Annotated in this window: 19 protein-coding genes; 6 read left to right on the forward strand and 13 right to left on the reverse strand. The window is 49.2% G+C overall.

The genetic code is table 11. The features are described 5' to 3' along the window. Nucleotides 1-2: 2 nt before the first annotated feature. The 11 genes from BGO59_RS19475 to BGO59_RS19525 all read right to left on the reverse strand — a co-directional run bounded on the left by BGO59_RS19475 (nucleotide 3) and on the right by BGO59_RS19525 (nucleotide 15689). Nucleotides 3-386: a hypothetical protein gene (locus BGO59_RS19475; RefSeq protein WP_293685844.1), complete on the reverse strand. Its 384-nt coding sequence runs from the start codon at nucleotides 384-386 to the stop codon at nucleotides 3-5. 166 nt (nucleotides 387-552) lie between these two features. Then, the gene (locus tag BGO59_RS19480; protein WP_293685845.1) at nucleotides 553-879 is read right to left on the reverse strand and encodes a hypothetical protein; all 327 of its coding nucleotides are present in this window, start codon (nucleotides 877-879) and stop codon (nucleotides 553-555) included. 94 nt (nucleotides 880-973) lie between these two features. Beyond that, on the reverse strand, nucleotides 974-2125 hold the full coding sequence (locus BGO59_RS19485) for a DUF5009 domain-containing protein (protein WP_293685847.1): 1152 nt from the start codon (nucleotides 2123-2125) through the stop codon (nucleotides 974-976). A gap of 21 nt (nucleotides 2126-2146) precedes the next feature. Continuing rightward, entirely contained in the window at nucleotides 2147-3529 is a 1383-nt protein-coding gene (locus tag BGO59_RS19490; protein WP_293685849.1) for a metallophosphoesterase family protein, read from the reverse strand. Between the two features lie 25 nt (nucleotides 3530-3554). Next, nucleotides 3555-4418: a glycerophosphodiester phosphodiesterase family protein gene (locus BGO59_RS19495; protein WP_293685851.1), complete on the reverse strand. Its 864-nt coding sequence runs from the start codon at nucleotides 4416-4418 to the stop codon at nucleotides 3555-3557. A gap of 5 nt (nucleotides 4419-4423) precedes the next feature. Further along, complete coding sequence (locus BGO59_RS19500) at nucleotides 4424-5242, reverse strand: aldolase/citrate lyase family protein (RefSeq protein WP_293685853.1); 819 nt, start codon at nucleotides 5240-5242, stop codon at nucleotides 4424-4426. A gap of 115 nt (nucleotides 5243-5357) precedes the next feature. Beyond that, complete coding sequence (locus tag BGO59_RS19505) at nucleotides 5358-7787, reverse strand: hypothetical protein (protein WP_293685854.1); 2430 nt, start codon at nucleotides 7785-7787, stop codon at nucleotides 5358-5360. Between the two features lie 105 nt (nucleotides 7788-7892). After that, nucleotides 7893-8408: a hypothetical protein gene (locus BGO59_RS19510; protein ID WP_293685856.1), complete on the reverse strand. Its 516-nt coding sequence runs from the start codon at nucleotides 8406-8408 to the stop codon at nucleotides 7893-7895. 432 nt (nucleotides 8409-8840) lie between these two features. Beyond that, a complete protein-coding gene (locus BGO59_RS19515; protein WP_293685858.1) occupies nucleotides 8841-11117 on the reverse strand; it encodes a hypothetical protein in 2277 nt (758 codons plus the stop codon). 54 nt (nucleotides 11118-11171) lie between these two features. Beyond that, nucleotides 11172-13400: a hypothetical protein gene (locus tag BGO59_RS19520; protein ID WP_293685860.1), complete on the reverse strand. Its 2229-nt coding sequence runs from the start codon at nucleotides 13398-13400 to the stop codon at nucleotides 11172-11174. A gap of 21 nt (nucleotides 13401-13421) precedes the next feature. Next, nucleotides 13422-15689, reverse strand: a complete 2268-nt coding sequence (locus BGO59_RS19525; protein WP_293685862.1) for a two-component regulator propeller domain-containing protein — start codon at nucleotides 15687-15689, stop codon at nucleotides 13422-13424. 512 nt (nucleotides 15690-16201) lie between these two features. Here BGO59_RS19525 and BGO59_RS19530 point away from each other — a divergent pair. From BGO59_RS19530 to BGO59_RS19555, 6 genes are all read left to right on the forward strand, one after another. Next, a complete protein-coding gene (locus BGO59_RS19530; RefSeq protein WP_293685864.1) occupies nucleotides 16202-16747 on the forward strand; it encodes an RNA polymerase sigma factor in 546 nt (181 codons plus the stop codon). Nucleotides 16748-16882: 135 nt separating this feature from the next. Then, nucleotides 16883-17086 carry a hypothetical protein gene (locus BGO59_RS19535; protein WP_293685866.1) on the forward strand — a complete coding sequence of 68 codons (204 nt, stop codon included), beginning with the start codon at nucleotides 16883-16885 and terminating at the stop codon, nucleotides 17084-17086. A 64-nt stretch (nucleotides 17087-17150) separates the two neighbouring features. Then, the gene (locus BGO59_RS19540; RefSeq protein ID WP_293685868.1) at nucleotides 17151-20552 is read left to right on the forward strand and encodes a SusC/RagA family TonB-linked outer membrane protein; all 3402 of its coding nucleotides are present in this window, start codon (nucleotides 17151-17153) and stop codon (nucleotides 20550-20552) included. 84 nt (nucleotides 20553-20636) lie between these two features. Further along, a complete protein-coding gene (locus tag BGO59_RS19545; protein WP_293685870.1) occupies nucleotides 20637-22286 on the forward strand; it encodes a SusD/RagB family nutrient-binding outer membrane lipoprotein in 1650 nt (549 codons plus the stop codon). Nucleotides 22287-22401: 115 nt separating this feature from the next. Further along, entirely contained in the window at nucleotides 22402-23670 is a 1269-nt protein-coding gene (locus BGO59_RS19550) for a hypothetical protein (RefSeq protein ID WP_293685872.1), read from the forward strand. An 89-nt stretch (nucleotides 23671-23759) separates the two neighbouring features. Next, nucleotides 23760-25130, forward strand: a complete 1371-nt coding sequence (locus BGO59_RS19555) for a PhoPQ-activated protein PqaA family protein (protein ID WP_293685874.1) — start codon at nucleotides 23760-23762, stop codon at nucleotides 25128-25130. 70 nt (nucleotides 25131-25200) lie between these two features. Here the strand turns inward: BGO59_RS19555 and BGO59_RS19560 are convergent, their stop codons facing one another. Continuing rightward, nucleotides 25201-25698 (reverse strand): hypothetical protein, encoded by a 498-nt coding sequence (locus BGO59_RS19560; protein WP_293685876.1) that lies wholly within the window; start codon nucleotides 25696-25698, stop codon nucleotides 25201-25203. A 61-nt stretch (nucleotides 25699-25759) separates the two neighbouring features. Further along, nucleotides 25760-26140, reverse strand: coding sequence for a DUF805 domain-containing protein (locus BGO59_RS19565; protein WP_293685878.1), 381 nt, complete (start codon nucleotides 26138-26140; stop codon nucleotides 25760-25762). Between the last annotated feature and the right edge of the window lie 118 nt (nucleotides 26141-26258).

Raw genomic sequence — 26258 nt, forward strand, 5'->3', positions numbered from 1 at the left:
ACTTATACGCTCTTCTTTTTGACCTCTTCGACAAACGATACCGGTACGCCAACCAATCGGGCAATCTGTTCTACCGTAAACGAGGTTTCCTGAAGAAGCATTTGGGTAAAAGCCAGGTTCTTTTCTCTCATCCCCTGTTCTATTCCTTGCTCTATCCCCTCTTTTTTAGCACGTTCCAGCAAAAATTGCTCAATTCCCATTGTGGTATTTTGTTGTGTTATAGCTTCAACAGCCCGCTCAAACTTATCGACTGCCTCCTGGTTTTCCAAACGTACATAATACCGAAGGAAGTTCATCAAACTACGAACCTTATCTTTAGACAATTGGCTCGCTAACAATTCCTTAGCAATATTTATTTTAACGGTCAGCAATTGCGCTTCAGTCATCTTTTTGCCCAGTAAAGCAGCCTTACCGATTAATAATACTTTGGCAAAAGGGTTTGCACTGCCCGATAAAGCAGCATCGCTTTGATCCAGTAGTTTATAGACATTGTACTGATAGCGAAGCTGGGTTCCTAAACAATCCTGTTCATAATAGGCAGGCTGATACCCTCTATGACCATCTGTAAATAAGGCAATAATACTGGAACATTCGTTCCGCGAAATTAGGATCTTTGTAGCCCTGTACTTCTATATGGATTAAAATCCACTGTTCCTGAACTTGGTCGTGTTGACGAGTATATACTTTTACCAGCTTGTCAACATACCGGGGTTGATAGCTATCCTGTTCGGGAGGAAACAACTGTTCTAATTCCTTATCCAGGTAGTCAAACCCTCTATTCAGAAGAAACAGTTCTTCTGCCTTCGGATAGAAGAAGCGTAAAAAATCATCAAATACATCTTCTAAAATTGCCTTCCAGAGAGAATCATCTCGTTTCATCGTCTGGCAAAATAATAACAATTTGCTGATTAGTAACCTAAAAGAGAAAATTGCCACTATTTTTTATTACCAGACAAAACCGGTATATAACCTATTATACCCGCAGGAATGTCTTTTTCTTGTACATGAAATACAGAAATGCCCATTTGACCGCGAGCACGCCGATGGCAATACCCACTTTCTGAACTACTTCGGATGACGACAGTTTCAGCAAACCATCAAAGAAGAACCGGGCGGCATAATCGAAGCTGATAAACTCACCCGCCAGATAAATCAGGATGGAGTTCATACCGATAACCGTAAAGAAAAACGTCCATCCTTTCAGGCCTTTCACGTCGATGATCCAGTAAAAGATAGCCAGCAGCATCAGACTGAAACCACCCGTAACGCAAACGAACGAACTAGTCCACAGATTTTTATTGATGGGAAAAATGAAATTCCAGAGCCAGGCCAGCACAACAAAGCCTGCGCCTATAGCCAGCAACCGAAGCGCTTTCTGCCCCCCCGTTCGACCGTGCGACCGTAGGAAAGTCCCGGCAAAAATCCCCAGCAGCGCATTACCAATGGCTGGTATTGTTGAAAAGACGCCTTCTGGATCATGAATTGTTTTATACAAGTGCCCCGGCACAATCTGTCGGTCGATGAAGCTGGCCAGGTTGCACTCCATTGTCAGAATACCCGCTCCGCAGCCCGGCACAGGCACCAGCATCATCAATACCCAATACCCTAGCAGCAATCCAACAAACCAGATGTATTGGAAACGCGTACTGGCGTACAGATAAATCAACTGCCCAAACATACCCGCCAGCCCGATTCGACCCAGTACACTTGGAAAACGCGTATCCTGAAACGCTTTGACAAACAGGCCATTGTTGTAAATCACCCCCAGCAAAACCAGAACCAATCCTCGGGTAATAATTTTCCGGGCAACCTCCGATTTGTCCGCTCCTTTTTCCAGACGGCTGCCAATCGAAAAAGGAGTCGATACGCCAGCCATGAACAAAAACAGCGGGAAGATCAGGTCGTAAGCTGTAAACCCATTCCAGCTTGGGTGATGCAACTGCTCAGCAATTACCACAGCCCAAGCCCAGCCCGTTGTTTTGGCCAGTATGTGAAATACATCCTCACCGCCCATAATCCAGAACATATCGAATCCACGCAGGGTATCGAGCGAAAGTAATCGTTTGACGGGTGCAGGCTGGGCAATAGCCGGATCAGCCGTCGACTGGGAGGTAGTTGTATGCATAGTAGGTTGGTTAACTGAGTTTTACTCTTTTTTCGCCTGCTTGCGGGCTTTGTATTCCTGAAACCGATTCCGATACTCGTCCATTTGTGCAGGTGTGTACCGCTTTTGGTATTCGGCGGGCAATTCGAGCCGTTCGGGCGACAGCACCGGCGCCTGATCGACCAAAGTATTCTTTCCTTTATTGTCTTTCAATAAGTCGAACGAATCGTATTTCTCCCCGGTCACCGTATACGACTGATAGGACAATTTAGCCCCATCGACCGAAATGGTCTGGTATAGCTGTGTATTCGAAGCAGCCCGATCCATCCAGTTTTGCAGGCCAATATCATACATTTTTGGTCCACTGACCGAAACAACATAGATTGGCCCATCGGGATGTTTCCGGCTCTTTCCCAACGGCATATTCAACCCTCGTCCGTAGGTATGATCGTGCCCCTGAAGGACCAGATCGACACCGTACTTTTTATAAATCGGTTCCATCTTTTTCCGCCAATCGTCATTATCGCGGCCCTGTTTCGTCGAATAGATTGGGTGGTGATGGGTCACAATCGTCCAGCGATTCGGATTGCTACTCAACACCTGAACAAGCCAGTTCGCCTGTGTGGTCATCACAGTCGAATCCAGCAAAGCCGCCTGTGAATTTAATGAAACAAACCGTACGCCCTGATAATCGAAAAAATAAGCCGTTTCTTCCAGCCCTTTGGGGCCATTTTCCGGCAACACAAACGACGGGCGCCAGTGCCTGGATACACGGTAGTTACCCTGTTCATCTTTAAAATATTCATGATTGCCCGGTGTAGCTAACGTGGGCACCATACCATTGATCCACCCCCCCGCTTCAAACCATTCGGCCCATTGCCAGTCGGCATTGGAGGTTGTGATCAGATCGCCCGCGTGGATCATTAGGCTCACAGCAGGCAGCATTGAATATGCTCCGCGAATGGCCCGCGACCAAAGTGACCGTATGTCGTTCTGGGCATCACCAAAGTACAAAAACGAAAACGGGGCGACCTGATTCTGAGCCGTTTTAAACTGAAACCATTCGCTCCAGTGTACCCCATCACCCACCCGGTACGTATATTTTGTAGCTGGTTTCAGGTTTGTGAAATGAACGGAGTGGTAGAGAACCGTTTTGCCATCGAGTACGATTCGGTCGGTTGTGGCCTGTATCACGGCTGCTTTAGAGACAAAATCGGGCGATGGATCAGATTCGGCAATGGCTCCGACCGCATTCGTAACGGTTGAATCGGTACGCCAGTTGACTGACTGCGACGTGGCCGCATTGCCCTGCCAACCCAGAATGAGCCGATCAGGATAGGCCGTTGGGGTATACTCTTTGTGTACCTGTGCCCATCCCGATGCCGTTATGGCGACAAGAAAAGCGGTGCAGAGTAGGTGTTTCATAACGCTCAAGCCAGGTTGTTTTAGGTTATTTCGTCGCTCGGCGGGCTAGGGTCCGATAGACGTTCAGAATATGGTCGGTTTGAATCACGTCGACGCCCAGTTGCGCTGCTTTCTGATAGTATTCTGGTCGATTACCTTCATCCAGCAAGTCTACGAATACCCGCAGCCCCTGCATATGCAGTTGATCGACCAGGTCTTTTGTCAATTCAGTTGCGTTTACATCGAACGCATACGGGTGCAAGGCTGCGATTTTGGCCGTCAACTCGTCGCTTTTTCGGAGCGAGGGCATACATTTCGCCTTCGGAGCCACCTTGTGAAGCGATTGCAAAAAGGTATCGGAGCCGTAGAAGACGGCATCGTTCAGCAAACCGTACTGAGTTAGCATCGCAACCAACGGCTCCGCAGCCACCGCTTTGCAATCGACATAGAGGTTGGTTTGAGAGCGATGATGGGCGTTCCAGTCCGACACCAATTGGCATACTTCCGCTAGCGTAGGAATTCGTTCGGCCTGAAATGATTCGCCCGCCCCTTTACCAGCCGATAATTCCTTCAGGTCGGCTAATGTTCGTTCGGCGGCAGGGCCTGTACCATTGGTTGTCCGGTTGAGGTTGCCATCATGCAGAATAACAAGTTGTCCATCTTTGGTTGTCCGGACGTCGATTTCAATGTAGTCAACCTGCCGTTGTAACGCAATGCGAAACGATGCCAGCGTATTTTCGGGAGCAAGCCCGGTATTGCCTCGATGCGCAGATACACGAATTGCAGGCTTTCTGGACAACGCCTTCCGATAATAGGAAATCGAATCCGCCGATAATTCGGGGGCTTGTCCGTAAGCAATACTGGAAATGATTAGCCACCCAAGCAGATGGATTTGTTTCAGGCCCATCATATCGGTCATATATGTAAGGAATCGGACACTGTTCCACCTGCCAGATCCCCAGCGGCTTCTTTAATAACGGCCATATCGTGCCGCAGGCGCTGGCTAAACAGGGCGATGTCGAAGCTATGCACAACGATATTGGCTCCTTCCGCCATCCATTGGATTTGCCGTTCGGGCTCCAGCGAGAAATGAATACCGATAGACAGCCCTTTCTGACGGGTTTTGTGAATAATGGTTCGTACAGCGGCCTCAAAATCAGGGTGGTCGTACTGTTCTGGCAATTCCAGACTTACCGATAAATCGTGTGGTCCAATGAATACCGCATCCAGACCCGGCACTGACAGCATCTCGTCAAGTCGATTCATTGCCGGTACGCTTTCGATATTGGCAATACACATATGGTCGGTATTGTACCCGTCGATATAGGCAGCCATTTCGGGCGACAGGGTTTCGGTGCCATTCAGATAAGCCGCCAGTTTTTCACCTTTCAACGGACGGTATTTGGTAGCACCCACCAGCGTCTGTACCTGTTCGACCGATTCGAGATAGGGAGCCACAATGCCAATGGCCCCACCATCAATAGCCTGACAGGCCAGATAAGGGTCGGGACTGGGAATGCGAACAATGGGGGTAATGTCATACGACCGAAACTGCTGGCAAAGCCGGGCCAGTTCCGACCTGTCCAGCGGAATGTGTTCAGTATCAATAAACACAAAATCAAGACCAATCTGTTTTACCGCTTTAGGCCACATAGGGCCTGTAGAAGTAATACAGGTTCCATATACATTCTGGCCATTTTTAAGCCGCTCCCGAAGACTGATAGTACCACTCATTGAATCAATAACAAGAAAAAGGGAGGACAATTTCCCTCTATCTATACTACTTCCCGGAATTCTATTATGACTATTAAAGTAAATGATTTATTTGGTTTGGCCTTTCAGAGGTAGGCTATCGTACCCGTAGGTTAACCTGAACCGTATCGTCTTCTCCAGTCTCAAATCCATTTGTAGGATCAGAGTCTGCATCGTCCCAATCACAATAACTGATACGGGCTTTTACCGGTTCACTGATTGTTCCCGTTACCCGAGCCTGAAAACTGAACGACTGGGGCCACATTCGATAATACTGCCCTCCTGTTAGGATCACCTGCTGCCCGATAGCGATCATATTCGTACCACTAACAAATGCAAGTCCAACCGGCAACTGGCAGGTAACCTCTGGGCTCAGCAAGCGTCGATTGGCATAGTTGCTAATCTGAAGGGTAACTGTAACGATTTCGTTTAAGGCTGGAGTCGGGTTATCGACAAATGCATTCAAACTTAAATCTACCAGTTCACCCGGTAGATTACCATCCGTTGTTTGGGGGGTTGGCAAATAAGCTGGGTTGAGTTCTGGCGAGCTACTAATGACTCCTCCGGAGATTATTGTTCGTATATCGAGCCAACCCATATCGTCCTGCCCATCGTTGGTACCACTGGCTGGATAAGAATCAGGGTCCGGGTTATCTGATGCCATGATTTGAGCCGATAGCCACGCAGTGCCAGCCGAAAGAGCGGCTACTTTACAAGTTACGTTCACAGAGCTGTTAGCAGGTATGTACCCAATGGTTGTCCTCAACATCGTTCCCGTCATTTGCATATCGCCTGCATCCACAACGGTCAGCATGTTCGGTAACTGGCTCTCGATACGCACATTATGCGCGTCCTGATCACTATTGTTGCTGACAGATAAAGTCACAGTAACTGGTTGTTCCAGAGCAGGTACTCGGTTGTTTACAGCCAATCGTAAACTTAGGTCGGCTTCTGGTTGATTACTTACCCGAATGGTCAGTAGATCGGAAGCAGGGCTGAGACATCCTTCATAACCCACACAAACAGCAGTATACGTTGTCGTTTGAGTTGGGCTTACAATAATCGAACTTCCGGTTTGCCCATCCGACCATTGTATAGTCGAGCCGATGCATTTTTCGGCATATAGCGTTGTTGATCGTCCAATACTGATAAACCTGTTACTGGCCCAAACTTTCGGCGTAGGTATTCCAAGTATAATATCGGCTGTATCATGGACAGTAGCAACTTCGCAAACTCCTCCGTAGGTCGTTTTTAAAATATAGCGCCCAGCGTTTTCCAGACTCGCACTGGCAATAGTTACCGTAGATGCCGTAGAGGTTTTCCCATCAGGCAAAGTCCATTCGTAAGCATTCTGGGTCAATACGTCATTCGAATAATATGCCGCAGCGTTCGGTTTTAACACGTAATAGTTCCCCAGACACAACGGAGGAGTTCCGCCCCCACTTCCATTTATCCTGAAAACACCAATAGGAATTTTCGTTGATTTGACAATGACGTTAGCAAAATCTACCCTTGTTCCAGAGCATTGTCCCTCATACGTTGTTGTCAAGCTATATACCCCCGCCATAGCCGAATTGACATTCGTCAGGGTTAAGCTTTGTGCTGAGCTAGTAAACCCATTGGGCCCTTTCCATCGGTATGAAGCAATGGCATTGCTCGGGGTATTATTGGCTTGTATGTACACAGTCGCTCCTGGACAATATGTATCATTAAGCGTTCTTATACCTGTTAGCGGCACAGATGAAACATAGCTCGTAGGTCTCCCAACAGTTATTTTCTGAGCTACTATTGAACTACCACTACATTCTCCTGTAACAGTAACCGTCAGACTGTAAACTCCCGATGCAAGAGTGCTCGCGGTTGGTATAGAGGGTTGCTTAACTGAACTCGTAAAGCCATTCGGTCCGCTCCACTGATAAGTAATGATTGATCGATTAGAGGGAAAACCGGTAGGCGGATTAGATAAAAGCGGAATTAGATAGAATGACATACCAGGACAGTAGTCATTTCCTATTGTAGTGCCTCCAGGTGTCTGGCTAAAAAAGCTGACTATTGGTTTAGTGACCTGAATTGGGATGCTCGCTGTTGCAGAACCAACACACACTCCTGAATAGGTTGTCGTTACACTATACGTTCCGGTCATGGCCGGGTCGGCATTCGTCAAGGTAAAGCTTTGCGCTGTACTGGTAAAGCCATTGGGACCAGCCCATCGATAGGTAGACGACAAGCCATTTGTAGAGGCTCCTACACGAAAGGCGCTCCCCGTGCAGAATACGGTATAATTATTCAAGGGATTGGACTCTAACGTACCGCTCGTTATTGATACCGTTGGAGAGCCAATGGTTACGCTTCCGCCCCCTACTCCTCGACATCCGTCGGGAGTTACAGTTGTTACACTGTAGCTCCCACTCATAGTAGGTGAAGCATTCGTGAGCGTATTACTTTTCGTGTTACTAACAAAACCATTCGGCCCTTTCCAATGAAAGGCTACTTCACTACTATTCGGCCCCATATAGAGGGCATCCACAACGAAAGTACTACCCTGACAAATACTTTGACTTGATGAGCGCGTACCATCCGAGTTGAGTTGAAATGAACCAAACCAAACAAGAGGCTCCGAAATGGTTATATACTACGAAGAAACGGCCGACCCGGAACAGCCCCCCGAAAATGTAGCCGTTACGCTATAGGTACCTTCCATAGCTTTCGACACATCTGTCAATGTCAAACTCTGCCCTCCACTTATAAATCCATTTGGCCCCCTCCATTGATAAGAAGCTGTTGTTCCAGACATGGCAGAGATCGATGCTCGTAGTTCTGCGGATGTTCCCTGACAAAAAGTATTCGCGTACTGTGTAGACCCAACTGCATACGATCCAATCGAAACGGCAGCATTATAAATCTGTACAGTATCCCTACCAACTCCACAATTATTGGGGTAAGTTGCTTCCAGAATATACAAACCCGCTCCCCCCTGAGTAACAACGGGATTCTGCTCATTGCTCACAAAATTATCAGGGCCCGTCCACCGATAACTGGCACTGTTATTACTATACAACTCATCTGGATAAGCCAGTAACGACAAACTCGTTGGGCCGCAGATTACCCGACTAAACGAATTATATTGCCCATCCTTGACTAACGCCATAGGTTTAGATGGCCCACCAAGGCTAACCGTTGTTGATGCAGTTGCACTACCTTGATTCGTTCCAGCGAATGTCATCGTTACCGAATAGGTCCCTGCTGCCGTTGATGAGGCTGGAACTGTTATTCCTCCATAAGCATTGCTTGTGAAATTATTAGGACCTACCCAACGAAAACTTACCGTTGTTCCAGAAGGTGGAACAGAATAGACAGCATTAATTTGGAATACCTGCCCTTCACAAACAGGACTATTAGTCTTTGTTGAAAAAATGGCTGGATAAGATTGTGCAAAAGCCGATGAATTGGTTGCCAGCAAAACGGCAAGAAGGCAGGAAAGAAGACGCATAGGTAGTGGAAATAAACACCCTAAATAAAGGATTTTACTTACATCTTCCTAAAAACAATAGACTTGGTTCCACCAATGCCTAAATACGTGTCATTTGATGGTTGGTGCGCTGATTACCCCCAGGTATCGGCCCATCCAGTAAGGCAGCAGGAAGGAATCACCGGCACTCAACTCAGAAACAACTTTCCCCGGCCGATCCAGTTTGAACAGGTTGCGATTGTGCTTCAGCTCGGGCCGTTCGTCGGGAGGTAGTATCTCTTTTGTAGTCTGGCCCCGGAAATTGGCGGGTATCAAATCAATGTCTTTCCGGTGGCTATTCAGCATGGGCCATTCGATCATATCGAGCGGAAATTCCTGTAAATACCAGACGGTTTCGGGCAGGTCGAAGGTTTTTGCACCCGTCATGGCATAACATAGATTCCAGAGGCCATCTTTTTCGGGGCGCTCTGCCTGCCAATGATCGTTGATGGCCTGCCGGTATTTCTCTTTCAGTTCGGGTGTAAAGGCATAGGGATACAGGCACCAGTACGCCAGAAAATACATTTCATCGTCGGAGTGATTCCATTCTTCCGAAAGCATCTTTGCCCAGTCGCCCGCTCCCTGAGGAGCTTTGCCAATCTCGCTCATAGGCCGCATCAGGTTGTCCAGGTAGCCATATTGCTGCATCAGTTCATAGGCTTTCTGCTTGTAGATGGGCTTTCTGGTAAAATGATACGCGGCCTGTAAAAAGGCGATGATATTGGACGACATGATTTTCCGATCGCCCACCGAAATCGGAAACGAATTGACATAGTCGGGATGCCATTTGCCCCAAAGCGTAGGTTTACCATCCACATCGATCAGATACCAATTGTTGCGGATGATGTTGGTCATTAACCCATCCATCAGCGAAATGGCCCGTTTTTTCACGTCACCATCCATCAGTTCGGCCATCAGCGTAAGGCAAAACAGCTGGCCTACAGTCTGATCGCTACTCGTGGTACCGCGCCAATCCCACTGAGGGTCACTGGCATGATTCCAGCCGTTGGTCAGTCCACCATCCCAGGCTTTGGCCTCAAATTTATGATACCCCCGCCGTTCGAAGCCCCGCGCGAAAAAACCATCCATTCCGGTAATGCTGAACAGCCGTTCCATAGCCTCGAACGATTCCAGACAGTTTTGCAACGCCTCCTTACTTCCGGTCACTTTATAGCGAAACAACTGGCTAACCAGATACATCGATGTCCAGAGGTTGTCGCTATCCCGTTGCCCCACCTGTGCCGTCGACAGATCGCCATTCCGGATCGTAGTCACATCACAATTAAAGCCGTATCGGATGTGCCGTTGGCGAACCTGTTGTTCATAACGCAAGGCTTTCTGTTCCAGGGTCATTGACTCGAAATGAATTTCGCCCAGGCCCTTGTCGGTCAGTATGCAAACGGTTTCTCCGGCCCCTTCTTCAATTGCCGTCACGATATTGCCCGGTAGCCAGCGTTCTCCATAATAGTAATTGAACGTACCATCCTGACGCAGCATGAATGCTCCCTTAGTCGAACCAAACCACAACTGCCCATGTACTACCGATAGGGCGGTCAGGTCTGGCCAGGGCAACCGCTTCTGCATTCCACCAATGGGTGCAAACGAACGGGCATCCAGTACCTGATACCCATCGTGAGTGCCGATGTACAGCTTATTTTGGGAAACGGTAAAACAGGTTAGCCCCGGTTGCTGAACGACCATCTGGAGTCGACCTGCTTTCGGGTCCAGCAGACTCAGTGAACGCTTTCCCAAAACCCAATAGCGTTGCTGAGCAGCTTCATATTGAAGACTGATTACAGAATCCTGTGGTAACGGGCCTTCCCATACGCGCAAGCCATTTTGCCAGAACCGGATACGAACGCCATCCGAAATCGCTCCTGAAAACGCCTGGCCTCCCTCATAAGAACCTACACAAAACAGCCGTGCGGCAGGTAATCCATGCTCAATATAAAGTTTCCCAGCCCAGGCATTGCTAAACAGGACCGTATTGTCCAGGTAAATCAATTGCTGGTTATAAAGGCCCAACGCCGACAGTTTGCGATCGGTAACGGGTCGGTACGTTTGGTCGGCTACCAGTTTGCCAGGATATTGAAACTGCCCCCCCAATGGGTGTAACAACCCAGTGGCCGATAGAATCTGAGTCACTCCATTTCGATCGGTGCAGGTATGGCTTAGCCGAAGTGTCGTGTCAGCCGTATAGTACTTAATGCTATAATCCTGCGTATAGGGTATATCCCGATAAACCGGTTGCTGAGCTGATACAACGAGCGAAAGCGTGAATGAGTGAACGAGCGCTCCACAGACTAGCCAACTCGTTCCAGATTGTTTAAGAAGGGTTAATAGATTCATTGTTACTACATGAAGTCGGCTCAACGCTCAATCACTCAATCACACGTTCGTTCGTTATCGCATAGGGGCACTGATCACCCCCAGGTAGCGGCCCATCCAGTAGGGCAGCAGCCAGATATCACCCGCACTATGTTCGGAGGTACCATTGCCTCGCAGTCGATCCATACTGAACATATTGCCATTATGCCGCTGAATGGGTCGCTCGTCGGGAGGCAGGACTTCTTTGGTGGTTTGTCTGCGAAAGTTATCGGGCAGCAATTCGATATCTTTACGATGGCTGTTCTGAATTTCCCAGTCGATAAGATCCAGCGGAAATTCCCGCAAATACCAGACTGCTTCGGGCAGATCGAACGATTTCGTCCCTGTCAATGCCGTGAAAATATTCCAGGCACCTTCTTTTTCGGGCCGTTCAACTTCCCAGTGATCAATGATCGCTTTCTTAAAATGGGTTCGTAACGTATCGTTTAACGCATAGCGGTACAGTCCCCAGTAGCCCACGAAATACATCTCATCATCGGAATGGTTCCAGCCGTCCGACATATGTTTGCTATGCTCATCGGCATTATCGGGAGCTTTACCGATAATGCGCATGGGTCGCATCAGGTTCTCGAAGTAGCCATGCTTCTGCATCAGCTCGAACGCTTTCTTCTTGTACTTTTCTTTATGAGTGAAGTGATAAGCCGTTTGCAGCATAGCTACAATATTGGACGAATTCAGTTTTCGGTCGCCCACATTGATCGGAAAGGCATTCACATATTCCGGGTTCCAGCGCCCCCACATGGTTGGCTTTCCGTCGAAATCGATCAGGTACATATCATGTGTAATAATATGGCTCATCAGCGTATCGATCAGCGTAATGGCCCGGCTTTTCAAGTCCTTATCATCGACCAGTTCAGCCATGGCGCCGAACGCGAAAATGTGTCCGATTACTTCGTCGCTGCTGGTGGTCGATTTCCAGTCCCAGCCGGGTTGAGGGGAATGCTGCCATCGCTCTTTATCATGCAGTTTGTCGATGTAGCCTGCCCGTTCAAACGAACGCGCCGGAAAACCCGGAACGGGTGTAACCGTATACAACCGTTCCATAGCGTCGAGCGCTTCCCGGCAGTTCTGTAGCGCTTCCTTATCTTTGGTAACAGCGTACCGGAAAATTTCTCCACCCAGATACATTGAGGTCCAGAGGCCGTCATTATCCGAATCTTCCATATAGCCACTCTCCAGATTTCCTTTTTCCATATGAACCAGCGACGCATTGAACCCATTCCGAATATGCCGGGTCCGCACCTGCCGATCATAGAACTGCGCTTTTTCCGCGAGCGTCATCCATTTTGATTCGATTTTAGCCAGGCCAGCCGTCGTCAGAATCAGAACGGAGTTGGCTGGTCCGGCAGTAATCTGTGTCACCTGATTGCCGGGTAACCAGCGCTCACCGTTGTAATAGTCGAACTTACCATCTGGACGCAGGGAAAAGGCGCCCTGAGCCGACCCAAACCAGAGTTTCCCATTCACTTCTGCAACGGACGTAATATTCGTTACCGGCAGTTTACGATGAACAGTACCTATAGGTTTCTTCCCGACCGCGTCAACTTCCAGATAACCATCGGTCGTCCCGATCACAATCTTAGCCCCTTTCGACGCCAGATCGAACGCGGTGAAGTTGGCCCCATCCAGCACTTTAGTCAGTTTGGGCGACTTGCCCGATACGGTGTAAAGCGCTTTTTTACCCAGTATCCAGAACAGATCGACCCCAGGCTGATACCGAATCTGGATGGCTTCATCATCAGCTATCGTTCCTTTCCAGCGGACCTCTTTGCCTTTGACCAGATGCAGTGCTTTCCCGTCTGAAACCAAAAATGCAAAATCGGCACCACCCGCAAAGAGTCGGGCCTGGGGAAGTTGATGTTCGGTAAACAATTTCCCGGCCCAGGCATTGCTCAACACCGCCCGATTATCGAGGTAAACAAGCTGGTGATCGTATTCCCCGATGGCAGCCAGCTTCATATCACTCATCGGTCGATATGTCTGATCGGGAAGCACTTTACCCGGCACCAGAAATTGCCCCCCCGATGGATGCATGAGCCCGTTGGACGCGAGCAATTGAATCACTCCATTTCGGTCGCTGGCCAACTCGGTCAGACTGGCCTCCGGCTTATCGACATAATACTTAATGCTGTAATCCTGAAGAAATGGTTTGTCCTGATACACCGACTGGGCGCTCGCCAGAACCCCCAACGATACTCCCAACACCACACCTGCCACACGTTTACGAATTAGTCCTACGCACATACATTTTTGTTTTTCAACAGATTATTGAATCATTTTCAGGTATCGGCCCATCCAGTACGGCAGCAGCCAGAACACAGGCTCCCGTTCGATATCGGGCGTACCATTCACAGCCGCCCAGGGATTTTTATCCCAACGAACAACGGTCCGAATGCTGGCTGGTGGCAACTCACTCACCTGCCATTCGTCGAGCACTGGAGTTCGAACGATCCGAACATCCTCCCGTTTCGTATGATCGACCGTCCAGTTTACTAAATCGAGTGGCGTATCGACCAAAAATTCTACGGACGATGCCAGCTCAACCGATTTATTTCGGGCATAACAGTACAGGAAATTGATGAGTGGATTTTTATCGCCCTTCCGTTGCTCAAGCCACTGATCCATGTGGGCTTCGTAAAACGCCCGAAGTTTGGGGTCCTGCTCGCAGCGAACCAGAATGGGGTAGACATAAGCCGCCAGCATCACATCAAAATAGATAAACCAGGCCGGATTTTGCTCCTTGATACGCGCCATATTGTCCAGGTAGCCTTCTTTATCGATCAGATTCCGGTAGTGTTGCTCGTAGACCGACTTCCCGGTCATATAATAGGCCAGTTTCAGAAAGGCCAGTAATTCCATCGAATTTTGTGCCCGATCCGGTGCCCAGTCGGGGTTGCGGTTGAGCATGTCGGGCGACCAGACACCCCAGCGTGTATGTTTCCCATCGATGTCCGTCAGGGTAAAATTGTGGGCAATCAGGTGATCGACCAGCCGGGCCACATGGGCACGAACCACGGCCTTTTCGGCTTCGTCGGCCACTAGTTCGTAGTAGAAATAATAGCCCATCATGTGGCCACACACCTCATCGCTGCTGGTATCGCCTTTCCAGAGCCAGTTTCCATCTTTCGATTTTCGCCAGCGTACCTCAACTGGTTTAAATCGAGGCTCTTTCACCAGCTCGTCGGCCTGTTCCTGCGGGTTGTAGGTCCGGTTGCCATCATCTACCCGCGTCCAGTTGGCCGGAACAATTGTACGCGCAAAAAAGCCGTCCGTTCCTGTCACCTCCTGAAGAAGCTTCAGGAAATCAAACGCTTTCTTTGCTTTGGCTTTCGCGTCCGGGTTATGCGTAGCAGCGTATCGAAAGGCTTCCATCGCCAGGTAATTCCCGGTATACTCGCCATCATTATCGTCGTCGTCCGGTTCCCAGGTACTCGTATCGCCCGGTTGTTTAAGTCGGCATTGACCAGCAATCCAGGGCAATCGAATATGGCGTTTCATGAGTACATCGTAGAAGTAATCCTGTTTCTGAGCCAACGTCATGGGCCGCCGTCGAATGGCACTTACTCCGCCAGCCGTGGCTACCCAGGCCGTTCCCTGCGCATCAAAAGCAACATCCTCGACCCGATCATCGAGCAGCCACCGTCGGGTAAACCGCAACGAATGACTACCATCGGCACTATACCTGACCACGCCTACATCCGTACCTACCCACATGCGCCCGTCGGGTGCCTGACTCACACAGTTCACATAACTCGACGGGATACCCTGCTTTGGTTCCACCGTTTGCATTGGTTTATCCTGCCCCAAAACCGTGACACCTCCCAGGCCCCCTACCCAAACGTTCCTGTGTTGATCCAGGGCTAATCCTCGAACAGACGCACTCAATAATTCGTCAGGGCGTTGAAAAATCCGGGTTTGGGTATCGCCAACGTGATACAACCCCACATCAGTAGCTACCCAAAGTCCTCCCTGCTTATCTGACATTGCCCGCCGAATGGATCGGGGCAGCGAATAGGCCTTTTTCTGGCAGCCCTGCTTATTAATCAGCCACACCCCCATTGGCCCCAGCGCGTACATGCCTTCCGGAGTCGAACAAAGGTCCGAAATTGGCCCTCTAGGACCATCGACCTGTTCGAGTTGCTGGTTTCTATAGCGGAAAAGCCCGTTCCACATCCCTAGCCAAACCGTTGACTGCTGATCGACGGCTAGTGAATAGGCTGGCCCCTGATCGGTAGGAAATGGAAAATTCGTCCAATACGATTCTGAAGCTTTCTTTGAAAACACCCCGGCTGCTGAGGCTAGCCAAACCGTCGATTGGGAATCGACCATAACCCGACGGACGGCTATTGGCTTGCCATCCACCACCAACGGATAGGCCTCGTGGTATTCCTGTTCAAAAGCCTGGTCCCGATAGTGGCTGTTCATTTCCTGAAGAGCTGCTCCCCCACCCGAACTACAGGCGTAGGCTAGCCAGCAGGCCATGAGCATGGCGCATACCGAAAACCAGGCCCGATAGGAGATAAACACGTTCATGTGAAGCAAGAAGAAGCCAATCACTAAAGGCCAACAGGGGACCATACATCAGTTATACGGGCATTCTGATGCATTAGGCTACTAGAACACATCGAAAAATTTGATGCCAACCCACCCGCAGACAACCCCAATGACTCACATTTCTTCGTTTCACGTAACCTGACGATTACTTACCGAAACATCACTAGAAAGACTTCCAGAGGCTATCTGCCCAAATTAAAATAGCCTGCGCAAATTGACGGTTATTTTACGCAAAGTGCGAAATTCTTTTGAAATTCACCCTTCTATATTTGTCTCGATAGTGGCGCAGAACCCAAATATAATTTGGCTTCTATGGGGTATATTAAGATATTATGAAGGATTTGTAAACTTTTATAGACAAATCCTTTGGCGAATATTGTCAAAATTTTATTCGGCAATTCAACTTAAATAAGTTATAAAAATTCTACAGACCATTCAATCGCAATCGTTTTTCTGGTTTGTCGCCTATTACCCACCTTACTTTTCTGCATATGGCTCTTCATTACTCCATCGAATCTATTCTAAGCAAGGTTGTTCTTGGTGATCAGGCAGCCTTTGCGAAACTATACAAACATTACCGTACCCCATCCCTCCGTTTCTGTCTGTCGATCCTGAAAGATCAGGAAGAAGCAGAAAACATGGTTCATGATGTATTTATTAAGATTTGGGAGCGTCGATCGACCATCAACCCCAGCCTTAATTTCAACTCCTATCTATTTACCTGCCTGAGAAACCAGGCGTTCGACTATCTGAAACAGGTTGAAAAAGCGCAGTTTCTAAAACAGCGTTATCTGGAACGGATGCAGGAAGCCCATGACGAATTGCCAGAGAGTCAGGAAGCCCAGTTTAATCTGGTTCAATCGGCTGTGAGCGCACTTTCTGAAAAACGGAAGCTGATTTTGCGCATGAATGTAGAAGATGGAAAATCGTATCAGGAAATCGCTGAACTACTCAACATTTCAAAAAATACCGTCAAAAATCAACTCGTAAAGGCCAAACAGCTTCTTCGGGAACGAATTGACTTTGCTCTTCTTTAGAAACGGCACGTACGTTGTCCCGACAGCCAGCGTACACCGCCATCCCCACTCTCTTTTCCAAAAAATACACGACGCCCTGATAGTCTTTTCGCCGTTTTCCCAAGTACTACTGACAAACTGTCGAACGGAAAGGCCATGGCTAATCAGGGCAGCCGCTATCTAATCAAACAGCTACTCAACAATAAACTGTCGAGAGCCGAACTGGACGAATTCCTGGCTGGTCTGCATGACGACCAGACGCGACAGGCCTATTCAGACGTACTGGAAACCTATTTTAATCAACTCATAACCCAACAAAACCCAAGCCCGGAACCCGATGCGCCAACTAGTTCAGACTGAGCTGGCAATTGGTCATCCTACTTTTTTCTATGTATTTTATTGAACCCCTCATAACTGAACACGCATGAACACACATTCTACTTTTCAGTTTATTCTGAGGCATTCTCTGACCATCACGTTGCTGATAGGAGCATGCTGCATGCACGCGCTGGCCAAAAGCAAACCGGCCAAAACCATTACGGGAACGGTTACTCTGGCAACAACCAGCCAGCCCGTTGCCGGAGCCAATGTCCTGATCAAAGGTACCCAGTTGGGAACCGTTACCGATCAGTCGGGCAAATACGCCATTACGGTCAATGGCGACAACGCTGTACTCGTCTTCTCGTTTATCGGGCATAAAACCCAGGAAATACCTGTGGGCAATAAATCGGTGATCGACGTATCCCTGGTCGAAAACAACGAAGTACTCGGCGAAGTAGTCGTAACGGCATTAGGTATCAAGCGCGAAGCCCGTTCGCTGGGATATGCTGTTGGCGAAGTTCAGGGTAAAGACCTGAGCCGGATAGCGCAAGAAAACGTATTGAACTCACTGGCAGGTCGTGTACCGGGTGTACAAATCAGCTCAACAGGCCCTTCGGGTTCATCGGTCAGCATGATCATCCGGGGAGCCAAATCGCTCAACAACGACAACCAGCCCCTGTTCGTTGTGGATGGTGTTCCGATTGCCAACTCCTTAAATAACGTCAGCCAGATCGGTAACGACAACCGGGTCGACTACGGAAACGCTATTTCGGATATTAACCCGGAAGATGTCGAAAATATTTCTATCCTGAAAGGCCCCAGTGCTGCCGCTCTGTATGGCTCCCGGGCAGCTAACGGCGTGGTACTGATCACCACAAAAAGTGGATCGAAGTCACAGAAAATGACGGTAAACGTTTCGTCAAATACCGTTTTCGATCAGCCGTACAAGTACCTGAAAATGGGCACCAAATTCGCCACGGGTATTCTGCCGTTTACACCCGATTCAAATCCCTATCCGGGCGGTATTCTCCAGATCGACGAAAGTTCGTCGGGTGGTGTAGGGCCGGAACTGGATAAAGGCTACAACGCTATTCAATGGAATAGCCCGATTGGTACGGACGGCAAACCCATTCCGACTCCGCTGGTTTCGCACCCGAACAACATCCGCGATTTCGTTCGGACAGGTATTACCAGCACCAACGGGGTGTCGATATCGAACAACAATGATAAAGTCACCTACCGCCTTTCGTATTCGAACATGAGCAGCCGGGGTATTGTCCCTAATTCGGATCTGTTCAAAAATACGCTGGCCATTAACTCGTCGGTACGACTGAGCAATAAACTGACGTTCAGCACCAACCTCGACTTTAGCCGCAGCAATTCCAACAATCGACCGGCTGGCGAACGGGGCACCAATCCGTTGCAGTGGGCCTACGCCGTTGGTTCACACATCAACATCAACGACCTACGTGATTACTGGGTGCCCGGCAAAGAAGGTCTTCAGCAGAAGTCGCAGAGCATTGGCAACTATAACAACCCTTGGTTCCTGGCGTATGAAGTCAACAATAGCTTCGTGCGTGATCGGGTATTCGGAAACATGAAAGCCGAATGGCAAATTACCCCCGACATCAAGCTGATGGGTCGTTATGCGCTTGACACCTATAACGAGCAACGGGAAACCAAAATCGCGAAAAGCTATACGGGTGAACCCAACGGTGCCTACGGCCTGATCAACCTGAAACGCTACGAACGCAACGTTGATTTCCTGGCCACCTACACCAAACGGTTCAATGCGCTCAGCGTGGTAGTATCGGCTGGTGGCAACAATCGCTATTCGCAGTCGACGGATATCAACACCAGCAGCAAAAACGGCGCAGGGCTGATCATTCCAGGGCTGTACACCATCCAGAACATTGCAACGGCCAATATTAACTACAGCAATTATCTGTACAAGAAAGCCATATACAGCGTTTACGGTACGGCTAATTTTGGCTTCAAGGACATGATCTACCTGGATGTGACGGCCCGAAACGACTGGTCAAGCACACTTCCGGTCAACAATCGCTCGTATTTCTACCCATCGGCTTCGCTGAGCCTGTTGCTGAATGAGATGGTGCATATGCCTTCTACGGTCGATCTGTTTAAAGTTCGGGCGGGCGTCGCTCAGGTGGGGAATGATGCCAACCCCTACAGCCTCTATCCTACCCTGGCCGATGCCGGTGCCTGGAATGGTGTGACCCGTTTGAGCAAGTCGGGCAGTATTCTGCTTCCTGATTTAAAACCGGAAATAGCAACCTCGTATGAAGTCGGGATCGACTATAACATGTTCCGCAACCGACTCCGTTTCTCAGGAACGTATTATGTATCGGAAAACCGCAACCAGATTCTACCTTCGCAGATTGCGCCTTCCAGCGGCTTTACCACCAAGAACATCAACGCTGGTTTGCTCGAAAGTAAAGGGGTCGAACTGTCGCTGGGTGGAACGATCATCGATAAAGGCGGCCTACGCTGGGACTTAACCACGAACTTCACTAAGAACGTCACCCGCATCAAAGAGCTGGCAGAAGGTATCCCCTACTATACCCTCTGGACAGATGCCAAAGGCGGTGCCTGGACCTATGTAGGCGATAAAGTAGGCGATATTTACGATGCTGAAATCATCACCGTTACCGATCCTAAATCACCTTATTACGGCTACCCGATTCTGGATAACGACGGTTCGTGGCAGAGCAGAAGCGCCACCACGGTCAAGAATAAAATTGGCAACTTCAACCCCAATTTCATTCTGGGTGCGCAGAGCTCGCTTTCTTACAAAGGCTTTACCCTCAATCTGTCGCTCGACTGGCGGGCAGGTGGTGACTTTGTGTCGCAAACCTACCGGTATATGGAGTCTGATTTACGGTCGCAGCGGTTCCTCGACAACCTGATCAATCCAGGTGGCCGCTCGGGTGATGCCCTTCGCAACTGGCTGGTCGACAACGCCGATCAGTACATCAAGATTCACGGCAACTATTTCCCGATTGTGGGTGGGCCAACGGCCGAGTATGGTGGCTATCCGTTCGAGTTTGGCGGCAAAACGTATGCCTATGGCGTATTCAATCCAGGGGTTATTGCTCAGTATGATGCCAATGGAAACATAACCGGCTATACCGAAAACCTGGGTGGCGCAGGAACCAAAATCATTCCGTATGGCGACAATTACCCCTGGTCGTTTACCCGGGCCGCTACCTTCGATGCGTCGTTTGTCAAACTGCGTGAAATCTCGCTCGGTTACGACATCCCTGCCCGTTTCGTGAAGTCGATTGGCCTGCAAAATGCGAACTTCTCTATCTATAGCCGGAACATTATTCTGTGGACTGCCGCTAAAATCAACGTCGATCCAGAAATGGCCTTCCAGCCACAGTCTGGTACACAGGCAGGTACGCAGTTCAAACAAGGTATCGAGCGCTATAACGTAACTCCGTGGGTGATTCCAGTTGGTTTTAAACTTGGCCTTACATTTTAACTAGCCATTTGCTTCGTGTCATTGGTGTATTACAATGACACGAAGCAAATGACCATATAATGACGACATTTTAACGATTCTGTCATGAAAACTATCTTCCATAAAATCACTGCGAGCCTGGCTCTGGTTTTGGGTCTGTTCTTCCTGTATTCCTGTAAGGACCTCACCCAATTGAACATCAACCCCAACGGTGTTCAGCCTGAGACGGTAAACCCGAACCTGGTCATGCCGACCGTTCTTACCGAAACAGCGAAGCTCTATACCAACCTTGGCTTTCAGGACATTGCCGGGGTTGTACAACACACCCAGAAAGATGCCTGGTTCAGTGGCCATAACGACTACGACTGGGGTGGCGACCAAAGCTGGACAGCCTACTACGATCAGTTACGGAACAACGACCTGGTTTATCAGCGAGCCGTTACCCTGAACATGGAATTTCAGCAGGGTGTTGCACTGGTCATGAAATCGATCCTGTTCGGGCTGATTACCGACCTTTGGGGCGATGCACCGTATACCAATGCGCTGAAAGGAGAAACGGGTGGCCTCGATAATATTGCCCCCAAGTACGATAGTCAGGACGTGATTTACGCAGGCATTCTGACCGATCTGGACAAAGCCAGCACCTTGCTTTCGAAGCCCAAAGCATCTTACAGCAGTATTGTTGAAAGTGCAGACGTATATTATGCTGGCGATCCAACCAAATGGCAACGGCTGGCGAATTCGCTCAAGCTCCGTTATCTGATGCGCATTTCGACCAAGCAGCCTGATGTAGCCAAATCCGGCATTGAAAAAATCGTAGCCAATCCAGCCCAATATCCCATTATTGACGACGCTTCTTTCGATGCGACGATGGCGTTTGTCGGTAATAACTCAGGGGATGCCTGGCCATCAAATTCCGTTTTCGACATTAGCGGTAGCAACTATCGTCGGATTAAAATGTGTTCTACGCTGCTGAAAGCCATGCAGCCCACCAACGACCCTCGTCTGGCTGTATGGGCGAAAAAAGTGGAGATTCCGTTGAAAGTCGATGCTACCTTACCAGCCGGAACCGATAAAATTGTCAGTGGAGTTCGGTACCTGTCGCCCGATAAAGTAGGAAATACCCCCATCGATACGGACCCCAATTACGTGGGTATTCCACCGAGTATATCGCAGTTACCGTCGGCCTATAACTTCAACCCAACACCAGGGCAAACATCCGTCAATCCGCACGTTTCTTACCTGAATGAAATATACACCCAGGCTAAAGGCACGCTGCTGAAATCCCGGCTGGTGTCGGCTGCTGAAGTGAACTTCATTCTGGCCGAAGCAGCGCAGAAAGGCTGGGCAGCCGGTGATGCGAAAACCCGCTATGAAAACGCGATAAAGGCCTCTCTGACAGCCTGGGGGCTATCCAGCAGCTATGCAACGTTTATTACCCAGAAAGGGGTAGCCTACGACGGGACACTGAATCAGATTATCAGCCAAAAATGGATTGCCAGTTGGACGAGTGCTACCGAAGCCTGGTTCGATTATCGTCGTACGGGCTTACCCGCCCTCCAGGCTGGCCCAGTTGCCAAACGGAAAGTATTGCCCGTACGTTTCTACTACATGCGCGATGAGCTGAACCTGAACAAAACCAACTCGGGAGCTGCCCTCGACAAACTGGAAGTAACGGCCAATTCGCAGTCCGATGGCAAAAACAGTCCCTGGTCGAAACCCTGGCTAATTCAGGGGACCGGCAAACCCTGGTAAGCCGATCATAATGCAATGCATAATGGATAATGTAAAATGGATATGAATGCTGTACCCGTCATTCTACATTTTACATTATCCATTATGCATTATCCCATCATTCATTTTTATCGGCATGAGAACCTTACTAATCTCGGCTATACTTTTCGTCCTTTCTTTATCGACGTTTGCTCAATCGTTCAAAGCGGGAGCGGCTGTCCGACTGATTACCCCCAATCCGTTACTACCGGTATCAGGGGGAATCGGCACCCCTAAAAAAGCGGTCGAAAAGAAAGGAGAGTTGTACGTTAGAGCCTGTGTTTTTGAAAAAGGAACGACCCGCATTGCTATCGTCAGCGTCGATAATCTGGGATGGCCGTCGGTGCTGGGGAATAAGTCGAGAGCACTGATCAAGGGCATTCCGCCACAGAATATCCTGATTGGCTGTACCCATACACACAGTGGCCCCGATGCCTATGGCTTCCCGAACGAAAAAGGCGAATCCTTTGCCAACCTTCCTTACCTCGACCAATGCGTACACGCCATAGCCGATGCCGTTAATGAAGCCGTTTCGAAGCTAGCCCCTGCTTCGTTAAAAATTGCCGTCGATGAGGCCAAAGGGCAAATTGCCTACAATTATTACGCCCCCGATCTCTATGACCCTCGCTGTGGGGTAATTCAGGCTGTAGCCACTACGGGTACGCAGGTGGGTAAACCCATCGTTACGCTGGTCAATTATGCCATTCACCCCGAAATTATCGGATCGGGCCGGGGGATTCTAAGCCCCGACCTATGTGGTCCTCTATGCGACCGGATCGAGTCGAAAGCAGGGGGCATTGCGCTGTTTGTAAACGGAGCGCAGGGTGGTATGGTTACAGCCGATAATCGTCGGGAAGGCGGTAAAGAAGCCAACACCTGGGAAGAATGCATCCGTATTGGCGAACTCCTGGCCGATGAAGCCCTTCGAATTATTGGTCCGGCCGCATCGCAACCGAACCCGTCGTTGTTTTGTACGATGCACCCGGTTACGCTACCCATCGAATCGGATGTCATGAAATACATCGTCAAAAAATCTCCGCTTCGGTATGAGGTAGCCCCCGGCGATAACGTAGTAGCTCAGGTCAACCTGCTTACCATGGGTACAGCCCAGGTGCTGACGATTCCGGGAGAAGCACTGCCCAACATCGGCTATTACCTCAAGCGGCAGATGCATACGAAAGCGCCTTTCCTATTCGGTCTGACCAATGATGCGTTTGGGTATATGCTGACCCGAGTTGACTTCAATAGCTTTAAACGATACCAGTACATTAGCCGAACCAGCCTCGGCGAAAATACTGCCGAGATCTATATGGCAGAAGCCCTGAAGCTTATTGCCGATTCGCCCAGGGCCGATGGAGCCAACTAACGCAAACAACAGATTTCCTCTCTCCTTCACGATTACCAACCAAGCGATAACCATTTCACGATAACCTTTCAATTAACCTCAAAACCCTAATGAACAGCAATCTGCTTAAAATCGTCGCCGTTATTGGCCTGATTAGTGCACTTTTTGCCTTTGCCCTGCCGAAACCAACGGACGGTATTACACCGTCGACTGCCCTGGATGCGTATCTGCACAATGGTGACCAGTCGTTTAAATGGGAGGTAAAAGACACCTATAGCTATGGCGACATTACCGCTTATGAAGTACTCCTCACTTCGCAGAAATGGCGGGAATACACCTGGAAGCACCAATTGTCAATCCTCGTTCCGAAAGAAATCAAACACGATGGTGCGCTGCTTTTCATTACGGGCGGAGCGGTCAATAAAGAGGGCGAACCTAACTGGAACAAGCGGGAGGATACGTTCAACCGGGCCATTAGCCAGTTAGCCACCAAAAACAACGCTGTAGTAGCTGTACTTCGGCAAACGCCTAATCAGCCGCTCTACGATAACCTGAAAGAAGATGCGCTGATTTCCTATACGCTCCATCAGTACAAGAAAGATGGCGATTACAGCTGGCCGCTCCTTTTTCCGATGGTTAAAAGTGCCGTTCGGGCAATGGATGCTGTCCAGGAATTTGCTAAACAAACGCTGCATAAGGATGTCAATCGCTTTGTGGTTTCGGGCGCTTCGAAACGAGGCTGGACCACCTGGCTGACGGGAGCTAGCGACAAACGGGCCGTAGCTATTGCGCCCATGGTGATCGATGTGCTGAATATGCCCGTCAATCTGGACTATCAGATGAAGATCTGGAATAAATACAGCGAACAGATTGAAGATTACGTAAAGCTGGGCATCCCGCAGACCGTCCACAGCAAAGAAGGTAGCGCCGTTACGGAAATGATCGATCCCTATTCGTATCGAAAAAAGCTAACGATGCCCAAAATGCTGTTTATGGGTACCAACGATGAATACTGGACGGTTGATGCCGTGAAGCATTACATCGGTCAGATTCCGGGCGAAAATTACATCCATTATGTGCCGAACGTCGGACACGACCTGGGCGATAAGCGGCAGGCCCTCGAAGCGCTGAATGCGTTTTTTGGAACAACCTTAACCAAACAGCCTTATCCAACCTGCCAGTGGACCGTAACCCCCACAAAAACCGGCGTTAATCTGAAAATTAAATCCACCTCCGATAAGTTGGAAGATGTGACGGTCTGGTCGGCCAATTCAACCGATAGGATTTTCCAGGACGAAAAGTGGGAAGGCAAATCACTGGGTATCAACCATACCGGCACTGTATCGGTAAGCGAAGCCTACCCTGCTTCTGGTTACCGGGCATTTTATGTCGATCTGAAATATAAATCGCCTACCGGCGGTACCTACACCGAAAGCACTCGCATGTTTATGACCGATAATGATGAGGTGTTCCTGAAGTAATTCCTGGAATATAGAACGCAGCTTGTCAGGATGATTTACACATGTCATAATCCCCCTGACAAGCTGCGTTCTATTTTTGGCTTATCTCCAGCTTCACGATGCGATTCAGGATACGGTCGTCGTCAAGTTGTCGTTCGGGCACGTATTGAATACGCACAAACATACCATCATGCAGGGGGACTCGGTCAGTTTCTCCATTATGGAAACCCGCCATACCTACATTGCGGTAATAGCCGAACGAAACGCTATCGACCTGAAACGCTTCATAGCTATATGAATTGTTCTTCCCATCTCTGCGTTCAACCCAGTCTTTTTCCCAATAGCCTACAATGAGCCCTTCGACCGTGACGGGCTTGTGTCGTTTTAACTGATACAGGTCAAAAGCGGGTATACCAACCGACACCACAACGGCTGCAACCGAAAAGATCAGCAGGCCGGTACGGCCACTGCCCGGCCGGGTGAAATAAGCAGCCACTAAAGCGGCCACTGCCAGACCGAACGGTAAAACCAGGGAACGCCAATCGATCAGAGGCTTAGTCCAAAGATCATAGATGGTCGTGTAATGCATAACGGTATTCTATATACGCTAAAAACAAATAATTGGAACGGATACAGTCGGTTTTAGCGAATCAGGCGTTTTGCTTAGGGTCGTCACCGTATTCGTTGATTCCTTTAACCCCTTCGGTACAGGCCAGAATCAGATTATACAGTGGAATCAGCGCATACCAGCCACTTTTTCCTACATCGTGCATCCGCCGAATAGCAACAGCGACCGAAGGAACCAAAATCGCCAGATTTAGAAGCATAAGCAGTCCCCCAATTAAGCCAGAACCGTTGAAGATCAAGATATTGATAAAGTTCAGCCCTTGTGTAACAATGACATTGACCAGAAAGAAATACCAGTATTCGCTACGGCGAGCGCGTCCGTTAAAATCGTTGTACTTCTTCAGTACGGCTACGTAATTGTCCAGTATCGAAACAGGGGTAGCAGCATTAGGGAGTGTGTTCATGATTGTTGTTTTATTGGTTGTTGTAAAAAAGGATGAAGGGCAACGTCTTAAACAGCCTGTGTTCGGGTACGGCTGTGGGTGCCTGCGGAAGCAAAAGTAGGCATCTGTTGGAGGGGGT

The organism is Spirosoma sp. 48-14, from assembly GCF_001898575.1.
In the GTDB taxonomy this organism is placed as follows: Bacteria; Bacteroidota; Bacteroidia; order Cytophagales; family Spirosomataceae; genus Spirosoma.